At 64.1% G+C, this 15,019-nt stretch carries 14 protein-coding genes; 5 read left to right on the top strand and 9 right to left on the bottom strand.

Translation table 11 applies throughout. The features are described from left to right. Positions 1-20: 20 nt before the first annotated feature. On the top strand, positions 21-944 hold the full coding sequence (locus tag AC1DB0_RS21080) for a LysR family transcriptional regulator (RefSeq protein WP_054426999.1): 924 nt from the start codon (positions 21-23) through the stop codon (positions 942-944). Here the strand turns inward: AC1DB0_RS21080 and AC1DB0_RS21075 are convergent, their stop codons facing one another. Beyond that, on the bottom strand, positions 945-1,082 hold the full coding sequence (locus AC1DB0_RS21075) for a hypothetical protein (protein WP_476757555.1): 138 nt from the start codon (positions 1,080-1,082) through the stop codon (positions 945-947). Between the two features lie 113 nt (positions 1,083-1,195). Between AC1DB0_RS21075 and AC1DB0_RS21070 the strand changes: the two genes are divergently transcribed. Beyond that, on the top strand, positions 1,196-2,203 hold the full coding sequence (locus AC1DB0_RS21070) for a Bug family tripartite tricarboxylate transporter substrate binding protein (RefSeq protein ID WP_175171577.1): 1,008 nt from the start codon (positions 1,196-1,198) through the stop codon (positions 2,201-2,203). Positions 2,204-2,322: 119 nt separating this feature from the next. Here AC1DB0_RS21070 and AC1DB0_RS21065 read toward each other — a convergent pair whose 3' ends face one another. Continuing rightward, a complete protein-coding gene (locus tag AC1DB0_RS21065; RefSeq protein WP_054426997.1) occupies positions 2,323-2,787 on the bottom strand; it encodes an Lrp/AsnC family transcriptional regulator in 465 nt (154 codons plus the stop codon). A gap of 238 nt (positions 2,788-3,025) precedes the next feature. Here AC1DB0_RS21065 and AC1DB0_RS21060 point away from each other — a divergent pair, with 238 nt between their 5' ends. Both AC1DB0_RS21060 and AC1DB0_RS21055 read left to right on the top strand, forming a co-directional pair. Continuing rightward, positions 3,026-3,670, top strand: coding sequence for a LysE family translocator (locus tag AC1DB0_RS21060; RefSeq protein WP_082387239.1), 645 nt, complete (start codon positions 3,026-3,028; stop codon positions 3,668-3,670). A gap of 63 nt (positions 3,671-3,733) precedes the next feature. Next, entirely contained in the window at positions 3,734-4,672 is a 939-nt protein-coding gene (locus AC1DB0_RS21055) for an EamA family transporter (RefSeq protein WP_054426996.1), read from the top strand. A 175-nt stretch (positions 4,673-4,847) separates the two neighbouring features. Here AC1DB0_RS21055 and AC1DB0_RS21050 read toward each other — a convergent pair whose 3' ends face one another. From AC1DB0_RS21050 to AC1DB0_RS21040, 3 genes are all read right to left on the bottom strand, one after another. Continuing rightward, positions 4,848-5,867: a Bug family tripartite tricarboxylate transporter substrate binding protein gene (locus AC1DB0_RS21050; protein ID WP_054426995.1), complete on the bottom strand. Its 1,020-nt coding sequence runs from the start codon at positions 5,865-5,867 to the stop codon at positions 4,848-4,850. 36 nt (positions 5,868-5,903) lie between these two features. Further along, positions 5,904-6,689, bottom strand: coding sequence for a 2-oxo-tetronate isomerase (gene otnI / locus AC1DB0_RS21045; RefSeq protein ID WP_447982743.1), 786 nt, complete (start codon positions 6,687-6,689; stop codon positions 5,904-5,906). A 153-nt stretch (positions 6,690-6,842) separates the two neighbouring features. Next, on the bottom strand, positions 6,843-8,855 hold the full coding sequence (locus tag AC1DB0_RS21040) for a TonB-dependent receptor domain-containing protein (RefSeq protein ID WP_476757599.1): 2,013 nt from the start codon (positions 8,853-8,855) through the stop codon (positions 6,843-6,845). Between the two features lie 328 nt (positions 8,856-9,183). Between AC1DB0_RS21040 and AC1DB0_RS21035 the strand changes: the two genes are divergently transcribed. Further along, the gene (locus AC1DB0_RS21035; protein WP_054426978.1) at positions 9,184-9,663 is read left to right on the top strand and encodes a VOC family protein; all 480 of its coding nucleotides are present in this window, start codon (positions 9,184-9,186) and stop codon (positions 9,661-9,663) included. A 274-nt stretch (positions 9,664-9,937) separates the two neighbouring features. Here AC1DB0_RS21035 and AC1DB0_RS21030 read toward each other — a convergent pair whose 3' ends face one another. From AC1DB0_RS21030 to AC1DB0_RS21015, 4 genes are all read right to left on the bottom strand, one after another. Continuing rightward, positions 9,938-10,987, bottom strand: a complete 1,050-nt coding sequence (locus tag AC1DB0_RS21030) for an ABC transporter substrate-binding protein (RefSeq protein ID WP_441372262.1) — start codon at positions 10,985-10,987, stop codon at positions 9,938-9,940. A gap of 92 nt (positions 10,988-11,079) precedes the next feature. Next, on the bottom strand, positions 11,080-12,075 hold the full coding sequence (locus AC1DB0_RS21025) for a CobW family GTP-binding protein (protein WP_476757554.1): 996 nt from the start codon (positions 12,073-12,075) through the stop codon (positions 11,080-11,082). 1 nt (position 12,076) lies between these two features. Further along, the gene (locus AC1DB0_RS21020) at positions 12,077-13,747 is read right to left on the bottom strand and encodes an amidohydrolase family protein (protein WP_476757553.1); all 1,671 of its coding nucleotides are present in this window, start codon (positions 13,745-13,747) and stop codon (positions 12,077-12,079) included. 5 nt (positions 13,748-13,752) lie between these two features. After that, positions 13,753-15,000, bottom strand: a complete 1,248-nt coding sequence (locus AC1DB0_RS21015) for a metal-dependent hydrolase family protein (protein ID WP_476758730.1) — start codon at positions 14,998-15,000, stop codon at positions 13,753-13,755. Positions 15,001-15,019 lie beyond the last annotated feature (19 nt).

The following is a 15,019-nucleotide window of genomic DNA, read 5'->3' as shown; positions in this document are numbered from 1 at the left end:
CCACGGCAAGGAACCCCGTCATGGACGATGTCCTGGAATTCAAGCGCACCTTGTGCCTGCTGCAAGTGATCGAGACCGGCACCTTGCGCGCCGCCGCCGATCAGCTGAACACCGACCCCTCCGCCATCAGCCGCGCCATCGCCCGCCTGGAGGCAGACACCGGGCTGACGCTCTTGGAACGCCGTGGCCGCGGCGTGGTGCCCACGGATGCGGGGCGGCTGGTAGCGCTGTTTGCGCGCCGCCAGCAAGATCTGAACGAGTCCTTCCAGGCCGAGGTCAACAACTTGAAAAGCGCCACGCGCGGCCATGTGGAGCTGGCGCTGGGCGAAGGCTTTGTCGACATGCTGCTGGAACCCGTGCTGCTGACGTTCGTGCGCAAGCACCCGGACATCACCTACAGCATCCACGTGGCCGGCACCAATGAAACCGTGCGGTGCATCGTCGAGGAACGCGCGCAGATCGCCCTGGCGTTCCAGCCCCCTAACGACGTGCGGCTGCGTTCGCATTATTCGCGCCCCGCGCCGATGCGCGTGCATGTACACAAAGACCATCCGCTGGCGCGATCGCGCCGGGCCTTGCGCCTGTCGGACCTGGCGCCTTACGGCTGGGCCGCGATGGACGAATCGTTCGGCGTGCGCCAGCACATCCAGGCCGCCGAGCTGGATGAGAACGTCAAGCTCAAGCCCGCGCTGCTGACGAACTCGTTCAAGATCCTGTGGGAATTCGCCAGCCAAGGATTAGGCTATGTGGTGAACCCGTTGTCGATGCCGTTGAAGGGCGCGCAGTTTCGCCAGATGGTGTCGCTGCCGCTGGCCAACCCCATTCTTAACAACAGCCGCACGCATGTGATCAGCCTGGCGGGCCGCCATCTGCCGCCGGCCACGGCCAGCATGCTGCGCCATATCCTGAAGACATTTCCCGCGCTGGAATCCCGGCGGGCCTGATCAGGGTTGATGGGGGGGGATGGCGGGTTTGAGGGCGGGGTTGATGGTGAGGTTGATGGTGAGGTTGATGGTGAGGTTGATGGTGGGTTTGAGGGCGGGTTTGGACGAGTTTTGCGCCTCCATCGTTGCGGTTTTCACAATGATCCAACCTGCGCCGCGTCATTGATGCGGGCAAACGCCGCTGCCTAGACTGCATGCAGCAGTCACGATATCCGGCTGCTTCACAACAGCAATGACAAGGGAGAAGCAGCATGCGTTGGACCCTACCGCCCCTCCTCGCCCGGGCCGCCGCGCTAGGCGTGTTATGCATTTCCGCGTTCAGCGCCGCGTCGCTGGCGCAGGCCGCGGACTACCCCGCAAAGAAGCCGCTGAGCCTGATCGTTCCCTATCCCGCCGGTGGCGCCAGCGACGCGTCCGCGCGGCAGTTCGGCGTGCACATCGCCCATGCGCTCAAGCAACAAGTGGTGGTGGAAAACGTGGGCGGCGGCGCGGGCATGCTGGGCGCGCGCCGCGTCTTGACCAGCGCGCCTGACGGCTACACGTTCCTGCATGGCTCCGCCAATGAAATCATCCTGAGCCCCTTCCTGAATGCGGCGGCGCATTACAAACCCGAAGACTTCCGGCTGACGCAACCCATCAGCGAAGCCACTATCGTGCTGCTCGCGCGCGCAGACCTGCCGGTGGACGACGTCGACGCGTTCATCGCCTACGCCAAGCGCCCGGGCGCCAAGCCGCTGACCTTCGGCAGCGTGGGCGTGGGCTCGCTGTACCACATCATGACCGAGTACCTGGGCCGCCGCGTCGGCGCAGAATTTTTGCACGTGCCGTATCGGGGCGCAGCGCCCGCGCTGCAAGACCTGATCGGCCGCCAGGTGGATTTCGCCGTCCTGCCGTACCAGCAAGCCATGGAAGGCATGGCGGCGCAAGGGCAGCTGAAAATCCTGACCAGCTTCTCCGACACCCTGCCCGCCCCGTTGGCAACGCTGCCGCTCATCTCGCGCAGCAAGACCATTCCCGATTTCGTCTACACGATTGCGGGCGGCTACTACGTGCGCCAGGACACGCCTGCGCCCGAAGTCGACACCCTGCGCCGCGCCGTCGGTTATGCGCTGGAGCAGCCCGAGCTACGCACGCGCATGGAGGCCGAAGGGCGCTTGCTGCTGCAACCGATGAGCCAGCAGGATGCCGACGCCTACGCCGTGGCGCAGGTGGCCAAGTATCAGGAAATGATCCAGGCGCTGGGGCTGAAACCGATGTAGCGGCTGCGCGGCCTGTCCCTGCCGAAACATCGGCGGGGGCCTCGTCAGGCCAACGCCGTCGATCCGCTCAAACGCGATGCGTCCCGCAGGGAATGCCAGACCGCGTAGCCCTGCAATGGTTAAACCGGCACCGGAACGGTCAGCCCGTTCTTCACGCGGTTCATCACCACCAGCGTCGAAAACCGTTTGACGTTGGGGTTGCCCCAGAAGTGGCGTTGCGCGAAGACTTCGTATTCCGCCATGTCGGCCATGGTCAGGGTCAGCACAAAATCGACTTCGCCCGTGACCGACAGGCACTGCATGATTTCCGGCGCGCCCTGCATGGCGCGCTTGAAGAGGTCCAGCTTGTCGGCGCGCTCGCTCTCCAGCGACACCAGCACCACCATCATGATTCCGCGCCCCACCGCGGCGGGGTCCACGACCGACACGTCGGCCGTCACCACCTTGGCTTCACGCAGCCGCTTCATCCGGCGCAGGCACGACACGGGCGACAGGTTCACGCGCTGGGCGACGTCCTGGCTGGTGCGCTGGTTGTCTTCTTGCAGGCTTTGCAAGATCTGAAGGTCGAAGTCGTCTAGTTCCATGAGGGTCTCGGAACGCAGGGGAATCAGGCCAGAGGCGAAGCCAAATGGGGGGCAAAGTTCCGGCGAAACGCCGGCAAATGCGGTCACCGGCAGATTCTAATCCTGGCCGCGACGCAACCCGGCCCCATTTCGACGGGAAACTTCATTTCGCCCCCTCCGGACGCAGGAATTCATCAAGCCGCTTGCTTACACTGGGAACCCACCCCCCGCGCTGCGGGATTTCCAGCCGTATCCCGCAATGCCGTCACTCCAGTTGTTCCTGCTTTTCCTCGCCGCCGACGCGGCGCTTAAACTCACGCCCGGCCCCGACATGGCGCTGACGCTGTCGCGGGGCATGACCCAAGGGTTCCGCCCGGCTTTCCACAGCGTGCTCGGCAACGTGGCGGCCGGTTTCATCCAGGTGCCGGCCGTGGTGCTGGGGCTGGCGTCGGTGCTGCAAGCCTTTCCGACGCTGTTCGTGGGCATCAAGGCGGCGGGCGGCCTGTACCTGGGTTACCTGGGCGTGAAAGCCATCATTCGCTGCGCGCAGTCGGCCGACGTGTCGTTGTCGGCCCGCCCCGGCGATGCGCGCGACGCCTTCTGGCAAGGCTTCATGACGAACCTGCTGAACCCGAAGGTGCTGCTGTTCATGATCGCCTTCCTGCCGCAGTTCACCACGCCGGACAACGGGCCGGTGTGGATTCAGATGCTGGTGCTGGGCGTCACCATGAAGGTGCTGAGCCTGCCGTACGGCAGTTGCTTTGCCTACGGCGCGTCGCGCATCCGGGGTTGGGTCGGGCGCAATCCGTGGTTTTTGCGGATGCAGCAAGGCCTGCTGGGCGCCATCATGCTCGGCCTAGCGCTGTATGTGCTTTACTCCACGGCCGCGAACCCCATCCCCTGATCACTGGGCAACGCCCATTTGATCGTTGCACCGCCCCAACGTTTTGAGCTTCACCCCGCTTCCATGACCGCCGCCACCTTGAACTCCGGGCAAAACGCCTCGGCCTCCACCCTGCTCCCCACGCTGTCGCTGATCGGCGCGATGGCGTCTTTGTGCATCGGCACGTCGTTTGCCAAGTCGCTGTTCCCCGAAGTGGGTGCGCAAGGCACGACGGCGTATCGCATCGTCATCGGCGCCATCATCCTGATTGCGTTCTGGCGCCCGTGGCGGTTCCCGCTGACCCGTCAAAACGCCGGCAAGATCGCGCTGTACGGGGTGACGCTGGCATGCATGAACCTGCTCTTCTATATGGCGTTGCAAACGCTGCCGCTGGGGGTGGCCATCGCCATCGAATTCACCGGGCCGCTGACGTTGGCGGTGGTGCTATCGCGGCGCGCGATCGACTTCTTGTGGATCGCCTGTGCGCTGGCCGGCTTGGTGCTGCTGATTCCCACCGGCCAATCCGTCCATGACCTGGACCCCACTGGCATTGCCTATGCCTTGGCTGCCGCGGTGTGTTGGGCGCTGTACATCATCTTTGGCAAGATGGCCGGCAATGTGCACGGCGGCCAGGCGACATCGCTGGGCCTGCTGGCGGCCGCCATGGTCGCGCTGCCCGTCGGCGCGGCGCATGCGGGCATGGCCTTGCTGGACCCGAAGCTGATTTTGGCCGGCATCGGCGTGGGCATCCTGTCCAGCGCGCTGCCGTACTCGCTGGAAATGGTGGCGTTGCGGCGCTTGCCGCAAAAAACGTTTGGCGTGCTGCTCAGCATGGAACCCGCGATGGGCGCGCTGGCCGGCGTCATCGTGTTGAACGAACATCTGAGCCAGACGCAATGGCTGGCCATCTGCGGCATCGTCATTGCATCGGCCGGTTGCGCGGCAACGGCGCAGCGTGGAAAAAAGCGCGCGGCGTCGGCGCAACGCGGGAAGAAACGCGCAGGCGCGACGGCGCGGGATTAAGCGCCGGGGTCTGACGGCTTGGCTTGATCGCTGGACCAGGCGCCGGGGTTTGACGGCTTGCCTTAACTGCCGGACTAGGCGCCGGGGTTTGACGGCTTGGCTTAACTGCCGGACTAGGCGCCGGGGTTGCGCGTCTGGATATCGCGCCAGCGCCACTTGCCAACCAGGCCTGGCGTTACTCCGCCGAAATGCCCTTATGGCGGATCACCGCGCCCCAGCGCTCGTATTCCTCGCGCGTGAACGCCGCGAATTCCCGTGGCGTGCTGCCCGTGGGTTCCATGCCTTGCAGGGTCAGCTGCTTGACCACATCGGGCGACTTCAACGCGGCAACAATCGCACGGCTGAGCTTGTCGACGATGGGTGCGGGCGTACCGGCCGGCGCCACGACGGCTTGCCACGCCGCAGCTTCAAACGTGTGCCCGCCCGCTTCGGCGAACGTCGGCACGTCGGGTAACTGCGCGGAGCGCTTTGCGGCGGGCACCGCAATCGCACGCAGCTTGCCCGCCTGAATCAGCGGACGCGCGGCGGCCAAGTCGGCCATCATCAGCGGCACGACCCCCGAAGCCACATCCTGCAACGCGGGCGGCGTGCCCTTGTACGGAATCGCGGTGGCGCGGCCGCCAATGGATTCCAGGAACAATTCCATCGCCAGATGATGCGGGCTGCCCACGCCCAGCGACGCATAACTGCCCGGCTGCGCGCTGCGCAGATAGTGCATGACGGCGGGCAGATCAGTCAGGTCGGAACCCGGGGACGTCACCAGCACGATCGGCAAGGACACCAGCGTCGAGACCGGCGTGAAATCTCGGCCCGCGGCGTACGGCAGCTGCTTGTACAGCCACGGGTTCAGCGCCAGCGTGCTCATGCCCGCCGTCATCAGCGTGTAGCCATCGGGCGCGGCGCGCGCGGTCTCTTGGGCCGCGACGATGGTGGCCGCACCGGGACGGTTTTCAACGACGATCGGCTGCCCCAGCGATTCGCCCACATGCTTGGCGACGATGCGGGTGGCGATATCGCTGCCACCGCCCGCACTGAACGGCACCAACCAACGGATGGGATGATCGGGATATTCCGCCGCGCAGGCGGCCGCGGCGGCGCCCGTCAACGCAACGGCCATCAAGGCGCGAGACACCGTGCGAGACAAGGCACGGGACAACGCAAGCGCCGCAACGCGCGGCAACAAACTTCGGGTCATGTCAGATTTCCTGGACTTATTTTTTGATGAACCGCATCAGGCGCGCGCGGCGTTCAGCCATCGCAAACCGGCCGAGGTGGAACCGGCCGGCCGGTATTCGCAGCCGATCCAACCGGCGTATTCCAGCTCGCGCAGCACGCTGAATACCCAGCCGTAATCGAGTTCGCCGCGATCCGGTTCCTGACGCAGCGGCACACCCGCAATCTGCAAATGCCCGACGCGGCCGGTCGGCAAATATTCCCGCAGCTTGGTGGTGACATCGCCCTCGACGATCTGGCAATGATAAAGGTCCATCTGCACTTTCAGATTGGACGCGTTCACCGCCTGCACGATCGCATGCGCATCGTCTTGGCGGTTCAGGAAATATCCGGGGATGTCGCGGGTGTTGATGGGTTCGATCAGAACTGTGACGCCCACCGTCCGCGCCTGGCGCGCGGCCCAGTCCAGATTCTCGTAGTAGCAATCCAGCAAGGTCTGGCGCGAGGCATCAGCGGGCGCAATGCCCGCCATCACGTGAACATTCGAGCAGGACAGCGTGGTGGCGTACGCCAGCGCCTGCTCAACGCCCGCGCGAAATTCCGACTGCCGTCCCGGCAATGCGGCCAGCCCGCGATCACCCTGGCTTGCCACGCCCGGCGGCGCGTTGAACAGCACCTGCGACACGCCGGCCGCGTCCATGCGTTCACGCACGAAGGCGGCGGGTTCTTCATACGGGAACATGCATTCCACACCGGTATAGCCGTCAGAGGCGGCGGCGGCATAGCGGTCCAGGAACGCGTGTTCCTGATACATCATCGACAGATTGGCGGCGAATTTCAGCATGGCGGGGCTCCGTACCGGGCGGCATCCCGGCAACTTAGCACACCGCCGCGCGGTCCAGGATCATGGCGCGGCGCAACAATAAAAACGCCGGGGCACAAAGGCCCCGGCGTGGTTCTTGCAGGCGTCGCGTCTTGCCGCCACGCCCTACCCTTGTCAGTACGTCAGTCGCACGCCCAGCATCACGCTGCGGCCGGGCAGCGGCGCCACCGATGAGATAAACGACGCGTGGTTGTAGGCCAGTTTGTTCAGCAGGTTGGTGCCGCGCAGATAGACTTCGTAGCCCGTCTCGCCGTAGCGGCCGCGGTAAGCGACCACGGCGTTGACCAGGTTGTAGCCCGGCGTGCTGTCTTCATACGATGCGATGTCTTTTTGCGAGAACACGCGTGCGTATTCCACACCGCCCGACCATTGATCCCACTTCACATTCCCGCGCACACCCGCGCGCGCTGCCGGAATGCGCGGCAAGTTGCCGTCGCCGCCCGTCAGCTTGCCGCGCACGTAGTCGCCGAACACGGCGGCCGAGAACACCGGGGTGAACTGGTGGCGAAGCTCGCCTTCCACGCCCGTGAATTCTGCGTCGCGTTGCGTGTATTCGATCAGGCGGAAGTCTTCGTAGCGGTCCAGCGTATTGGCGTAGATATAGTTCTTCACGCGGTTGTGGAACACGCTGGCCGAGAACGTGGTGTCGCCCGAATGCTTGCGCAAGGTCAGGTCAATGTTGTGTGACGTTTCACGGCCCAGGTCGGCGTTGCCGAGTTCGTAGGTGTTGGTGGCCAGGTGTACGCCATCAGCGTAAAGCTCTTGCGCGTTGGGCAGGCGTTGCGAACGCGACAGCGACAGCGCCACCGAGTACTGCGGCGCGAAGTCCCAGATGGCTGCGGCCGACAAGGACGTGCCAGACAAGCTGCTGCGCGGCGCGCCGCCTTCCGGTGAAATGCGCTGCCAGTCCTGACGCGCGCCCACTTCAAAACGCCAGTCGTTCAGCTGATATTCCTCGAGCACGAACAAGCCGTTCGAACGCGTGCGGCTGCGCGGCAAAAAGGCCTCTTCGCCTTCGGCGCGAAAATCGCTGTAGGCGTTCTGCAAACCCACCACGCCGCGCCAGCCGGCGATCGGCTTGTGCTGCAATTCCACGCGCAGGTCGTAGCCCTTGTTCTTGAAGCGCGTGCCAACTTCGCCGCCTTCGATCTCGTCGTGCTGATAGTCAGTCAGGCCACCGCGCACGCGGATCTTTTCAAAGCCGGCGAACGGGTCTTGATATTCGGCGCGCAGATCCAGGCGGTTGCTGCGCAGCTTCACGTACGGCGCGCCGCCGTGTTCGTGATCATGATCGTGGTCGTGGCCTTCTTCTTCGTGATCATGGTCGTGGCCGCCGCAATGCAGGTGCGTGCCGTGCGGGTGGCAGCCTTCGTATTCGTGGTTGTGTCCCGGCAAGCCGTACTTGCTTTCCAGATGCGTGAACGCCAGGCCGACGTAACCGCGCGGGGTGATCCACGACATGCCGACGGAGCCCTGCGTGGATTCGCTGTACGAGCCTTCAAGCTTGCCGCCCGGCCAATCGGGCACGTCGTAATCGCTGGTGCGCCGCTTCATGCCTTCAACGCGCACGGCGAACTGACCTTCGCCCGCCGTGATGCCCACCGCGCCTGAACGTTCCTTGGTGCCCGTCGCGCCGCGCAATTCGGCTTCGGCCTCGATGCCCTTTTCCGGCACCGCGGTCGGAATCTTCTTGTCCACCACGTTCACCACGCCACCAATCGCGCCGCCGCCGTAGAGCAAGGTCGCGGGGCCGCGCAGCACTTCAATGCGCTCGGCCAGCAGCGGTTCCACCGTCACCGCGTGATCAGGGGAAATGCTGGAAGCGTCCATCACTTCGGACCCATCAGACAGCACCTTCACGCGCGGTGCGCTTTGACCCCGGATCACCGGTCGGCTTGCGCCGCCGCCAAATGTGTCGCTATTCACGCCCGGCAGATTCTTCAGGGTTTCACCCAGCGTGCCAGTGCGCTGCTCAATCAGCGCGTCGCCCTCCAACACAGAAGCGGGCAGCGTGGTGCTGTTCAAGTCCAACCCCAAGGGATTGGCGGACACGGTAATGGGCGCCAGCGTTTTCGCCCGTTGCGGATCGGTTTCCGTCTCGGCCTGCGCCACCGGCGCAATCAGCATCAACGAGCAGACCAGCGGTTTCAGACTGCCCCCACGCGGCTTGCGGCCCCCCGTCACGTTGCGGCTTCCCTTGTTGAACCCCAGCTTCTTGCCTTTCATCTACGTTCTCTCGGATGTTATATCATTACAAATCGCTGACGAATGATATAACATTTCATCATTATCGCAAGGGGCTTTCGGCAAAAGCGTGACATTTGAAACCGAGCTTTGACGACGCAGATATCGCGAATTGAAGCGGGTATCCTCGTCAATACGAAAACCCGTTTACGCGATTTGCGCCGGTTGTTCGGGCGTCGGCGACGGCGGGTAACTCACGAGGAGACCCCCGATGATTCCCAAGAACACGATTTGCCTCTGGTTCGATGGCACCGCGCTGGAGGCCGCGCAGTTTTACGCGAAGACGTTCCCCAATAGCTCCGTGGACGCGGTTCACAAAGCGCCGTCCGACTATCCCTCAGGCAAGGAAGGCGAAGTGCTGACGGTGCAATTCACCGTGATGGGCATACCGTGTCTGGGCCTGAATGGCGGTCCGGCGTTTCAGCACAACGAGTCGTTTTCATTTCAGGTCGCCACCGACGATCAAGCAGAGACCGACCGCTTGTGGAACGCCATTGTCGAGAACGGCGGCCAGGAAAGTGATTGTGGCTGGTGCAAGGATAAGTGGGGCTTGTCGTGGCAGATCACGCCGCGTGTGCTGACCGAGGCGTACACGGGCGCTGACCGCGCGGCCGCCAAGCGCGTCTTCGAAGCCATGATGACGATGGGCAAGATCGACGTCGCGAAGATCGAGGCGGCGCGCCGGGGCTGATCGGCGCGCGGCAGGAGCTACACGTTTATCTGGAGTCAGACTGCAATTTTTTATTGGAGTCTGACTCCAATTTTTCGACTGCTATTTTTCATTGGAATCAGACTGCAATTTCGCAGCATACGTGCATAAGAATTGCAGTCTGACACCTTAAAAAATGGAAAAAATGCAGTCTGAGTCAACTCTCGAACAATTGCAGTCTGACACCCAAAAAAATGCAGTCTGAATCAATCCGCCCAGCCTGAATCAATCCGCCAGAATCAATCCGCCTAGCTCATCAACCCGCCTTGAATTCCTTGTTCCAGAATTCCAGCATGTCGGCTTTGCCTTCGGTCAGGCCCTTCAGGTCGTAGGCATGCAAGAGCTTCACTTCGGCTTCGGTGAAGCCCACGCGCTTCAGGTTTTCCGGCAGCGTTGCGTTGGTCACGGTTGGCGCGTAGCCCATTTTTTCGGCGAAGCCGATCTGGCCTTGCGGGTCGAGCATGGCGTTCAGGTATTCCCAGGCCGCGTCCTTGTTGCGGCTGTTCTTGGCCACACCCGCTTCGAACGACACCGGCACCGAGCCTTCCTTCGGGATCACAAAGCCCAGCGGCAGGCCGCTGTCTTTCCATTGCAGGGCGCGGGCTTTCCACATGCAGGCGATGGCGATTTCGCCGGATTTGAATGCCGACGCCACGGCCTCGTTGGACGGATAGATGCGCGGCGCGTTGGGCTTTAGCTTCGCCAGGAAGCGCTTGCCGCCATCAAACGTCTTGGTGTCGCCACCCGCGCCCAGGCCGACGAAGACGGCGTTGTACAGGTACAGAATGTCGGAGAAGCCCACCTGGCCCTTCCACTTCGGGTCCAGCAGCACTTCCAGCGAATCAGGCGGCGTGGGGAATTTTTCGGTGTTGTAGACGAGCGTCATCGCGCTGAAGATGTGCGGAATCGAGTACGGCGTTTTCAGCGCGGCAATGGCGTGCGCCAGATTCGGCAACTTCTTTACATCGATGGGTTCCAGCGTGCCGGAGCGTTCGGCGTCGTACATGTCGACTTCGCCCAGCAGCGCCACGTCCATGCTGCCGCGACGCGAGTTCTTCTCGGCGCGCAGCTTGGTGACGCGGCCCACCGCGTTGCCGGTGTCGTACACGACCTTCACGCCCTTTTTCTCGACGATGGGGTTGATGATCTGTTGCAGCAGGTTTTGGTAATCGCCGCCCCACGTGCCCACGACGAGTTCTTTTTCAGCGGCGTGCGCCATGCCCGGCACCCAGCCCAGCGCAGGTGCCAGCGCCAGGCCAGAGGCGGTCTTGATGAAGCCACGGCGAGTCAGGTTTTTCTCTTGCATAACAACCTCGTATCGAAGGGGGACTGACGACTTGCTACGGTGCGGGTGCGCAGGCGGCTGTGCCCGCCGCGCGCCCGGGTTTCTAAAAAAATTCAGGCCAGCATCTCGACCGGCGCATCGGGCGCGGACGCGCGGATGTCGTGCACCTCGATATCGCGCGCGATGACGATGATGGCATCGCGCGCATCGGGTTGACGCGTCAACCGCTGCGGCGCGCTGAAGGTGGTGCCCACCGACTGGATCAGGATGGGCTCGGCGCATTCGGTCACGCGTACCACGGCTTTCACCCGCAGGAGGCGTTCGCCGCACAAGCCGGCCAGGTTATCCAGCCATTCTGAAAAGTCCGTCCAGCTGATGCCCTCGCGGGCGCGCGCCGCCATGACGCGGATGCGGGGGTGCGCGGCGGTGTGGCCAGCGCCTTTGCCGGAGCCACCCGCGATCAGCATGCGCGCGGCCAGCCCCGCCAGGTCCGCCACGCCTTGCGACGGCGCGAAAGCGGCTTGCACGGCACGGCTGCGGTCAGGGTCGGCGATGACAAGCGCCAGCGGGTTCAACGCGGCAGCGCGCGCGGCGCGGCCTTCAAGCGCGAAGGCCGGTAAAAGATCGGTCTTCGTCAGCACGATGCGATGCGCCGCGCCGAACTGCGCCATGGCCTCGTCCATCTCGGCCAGCGCATCGGGATCGCGCGCGCAATCATCGGTGCAGACGACCGTCAGCCGCAGCCCCCGGCTGGCCAGTTCAGGATCGGCCAGCGACGCAATGATGGGGCCGGGCCGCGATAGGCCGCTGCATTCCAGGATCACGCGCTGCAATGGCCCCGCGCCTTCGGGGCGCGGCGCGTCCAGCAAGGCGCTCAAGGTATAGACCAGGTCGCTGCGCAACGAGCAGCACACGCAGCCGTTGGCCATCAGCGTCATCGGCACGTTGTCGCTGTCATTGGCGACGATGGCGCCGTCCACACCAATCTCACCCGCCTCGTTGACGATCACGCCCGTATCGCGCGACGACGGATCGCGCAGGTAATCCACCAGCAGCGTGGTCTTGCCGCTGCCCAGAAAACCGCACAAGAGGAACAGGTCGACGGCCATATCAAGCGGCCTCGTCGGCGCTGTCGCAGGGTGAACCGGCAAGCGAACCACCGGGTGACCCACCAACGGGAGGACGCTCGCCATCGGGGTCTTCCGCCCAGCTGTCCTTGACCATCTTGCGCACGTCCGCCAGCAGCTCGGCGGTGTCGTACACCACGCCCGACTTGATGGTGGTGCGCAGGCAGCGCTGCCATTCAACCTTGGCCGTGTCGTCGTTCAGGCGCATGGCGCCGGTGCCGAACAGCAGCTTGAAATCGGTCAGCGGGTTTTGATCGTGAATCAGCAGGTCGGCGCACTTTTGCACGTCGATGGAGCCGGTGTCGTCATCAATGCCCAGCAACGCGGCGCTTTGCGACGTGGCCGCGCGCAGCACTTCAATGGGGTGGAAGCCGGCCTCTTGCAGCAGTTCCAGTTCACGCACAAAGCCAAAGCCGTAAATCTGGAAGATGAAACCGGAATCGCTGCCGGCGCATACGCGGCCGCCCAGGTTTTTGTATTCGTTGATGAATTGCATCCACAAGCGGTAGTTCTGCTTCCACTCGATCTCGTTGGTGGTGCTCCAGCGATACCAGTACGCGCCGTGCCCGCCGCGCTGCGGCTGGAAGTACTTCCACACCGCCTTCCACGTGTAGTCGTCGTGCCAGTCGGCGCGGCGCGCGCGCATCAGGTCGCGGTTGGCGTCGTAGATGTTGAAGGTGGGGACGAAGGTGTGGCCGAGTTCCAGGAATTGGTCCATGACCTGGCGCCACTTGGCCGAGCCCGGTTGGGCGGCCTGCATGAAGGTCTGGCCGGCGACGGCGAAGCGGTAGTACTCGTCGCTGTAGTTGTAGTCGGTGGGAAAGGACTGCACCACGCGGTCTTCGAACAACGCTTCGGGCAGGCCGTAATAGTGTTCGGAACTGGTCAGCCCCCAGCGCGCGGACTTCAACGCGTTCACGCGTGTGACGGCCATCTGCGCATGGTGGCAGCCCGAGCGCAGGCCCTGTTGCGCGGCTTCGTCCAGCGCGGCTTCCATGATGGCGGGCGGCGCCCCAAAGAACTTGATACCGTCGGCGCCGCGCGCGGCCAGCTTGCGCACCCATTCGCGGCCCTGCTCCGGCGTGTGGATGGTTTTGACGCGGTCGTTCACGGCGGGGAATACGCTATGCACGATCATGCGCGGCGCGGCGATCTTGTTGGCGGCGGAAAGCTCGCGCTGCTCCAGCGTCCAGCCCAGCCCGCCCATCGCGCCCATCTCGCGCACCGTGGTCACGCCGTGCGCCAGCCACAGTTTGTAGATGTAGTCGGCGGGCGGCACGATGCCGCTCATGGCGTGATACGGCGTGCCGATGTGCGCGTGCGCATCCACAAAACCGGGGGTGACGAACTTGCCGTGGCAATCGATTTCGTGGTCGCCCGGACCCGGGCGGCGTTTGGGGTCGATGGCCTTGTGCGGCGTACCCACGTTGACCAGTGCGGTGATGCGTTCGTTTTCGATCACGATGTCGACCGGCCCCCAAGGCGGAGCGCCCGTGCCATCGATGATCGTCGCGCCGCGCAGGATCAGCCGGGGAAACGGCCCCAGCCCGCGGTCGCGCGACACCGGCGCCGTCGGCGGATGCCAGCCCTTGGCGGCGTTGACGTCGCGGGATTCCTCACCGACTTCCGACTGTGAAAACGTGGGATCGCTCATGGCGCTTACACCCCCAGCCCGTTATGTTCGATGACGCCGCCCTTCATGATCAGCGCCAGATGTTCGCCCTGCCCCAACAGGCAGGACAAGTCGCGGTACGGGTTGCCGTCCACCAGCAGCACGTCCGCCAAGGCGCCCGGCTGAATGCGGCCCAGCTGGCCGACCTGGTTCAGCACTTCGGCCGCAGTTGTTGTGGCGCACTGAATGACTTCCTGCGCGGACAAGACTTCGTTGCGAATGCGGAACTCATCGCTTTGCAGGCGTTGCGACGGGCCGAGCAAGTCCGAGCCATAGCCGATCTTCACGCCCGCCTTCTTGTAGATTTCCAGCGAATGCAGGCCCGCGGTGCGCACCGTGGCGATCTTTGCGACCGAGTCGGGCGGCAGGCCGTAGTCGGCGCCTTCGTTGGCCAGGGCTTCGTAGGTCACCAGCGTGGGCACGACAAACGCGCCCTTCTCGGCCATGAAGCGCGCCACGCGCTCATCCACCAGATTGCCGTGTTCAATCGTGCGCACGCCGTTGCGGATGGCGCGTTCGATGGCGTCGGCGGTGTAAGAGTGCGCCATCACGTAAGTCTGACGGCTGGCGGCTTCTTCGACGATGACGCGATTTTCTTCTTCCGAATAGCCATAGGACGCGATGGGGTCGGTGGGCGATGCGACGCCACCCGAGGCCATCATCTTGATCTGGTCCGCGCCCATTTGCAGTTCCTGGCGCACGGCTTTGCGCACGTCGTCGATGCCGTCGGCCACGCGGCCGATGTCGCCCGCGCGGAAGCAGCAGCCGCAGAAGCTCATCGGACGCAGATGGTCGGAACGGGGACGCGGGTCGCCATGGCCGCCCGTCTGGCTGATGGCGCGGCCCGAGATGAACAGGCGCGGCCCCTTCACCGTGCCTTCGTTGACGGCGCACTTCAGGCCCCAGCCCGCGCCGCCCGCGTCACGCACGGTGGTGAAACCCCGGCGCAGCATCGCCGCCATGATGGGCACGGCGCGCATCATCACCAGCGCGTCGGGCAACACGCCTTGCGTGCTCAGGTTCAGCTGCGTGGCCAGCACGTGTACGTGCAGATCGATCAGGCCGGGCATGAGCGTGCGGCCCGCCGCGTCGATGACCTGCGCGGACGCGCTGGTAATGGGCTTGTCTGACACTTCCTTGATGACGCCGTCCTCGACCAGCACGTGGTGGCCTTCCAGCAGGTCGGCCTGCAAGGGATCAAGCAGGTTCGCGTTCTTGAACAATACGGATGCCATGAATATTCCTTGAGGGGGA

Source organism: Achromobacter sp. 10T422, assembly GCF_056394065.1.
The sequence above is the reverse complement of the archived record's forward strand: the minus strand, read 5'-3'. Positions and strand labels throughout refer to the sequence as shown.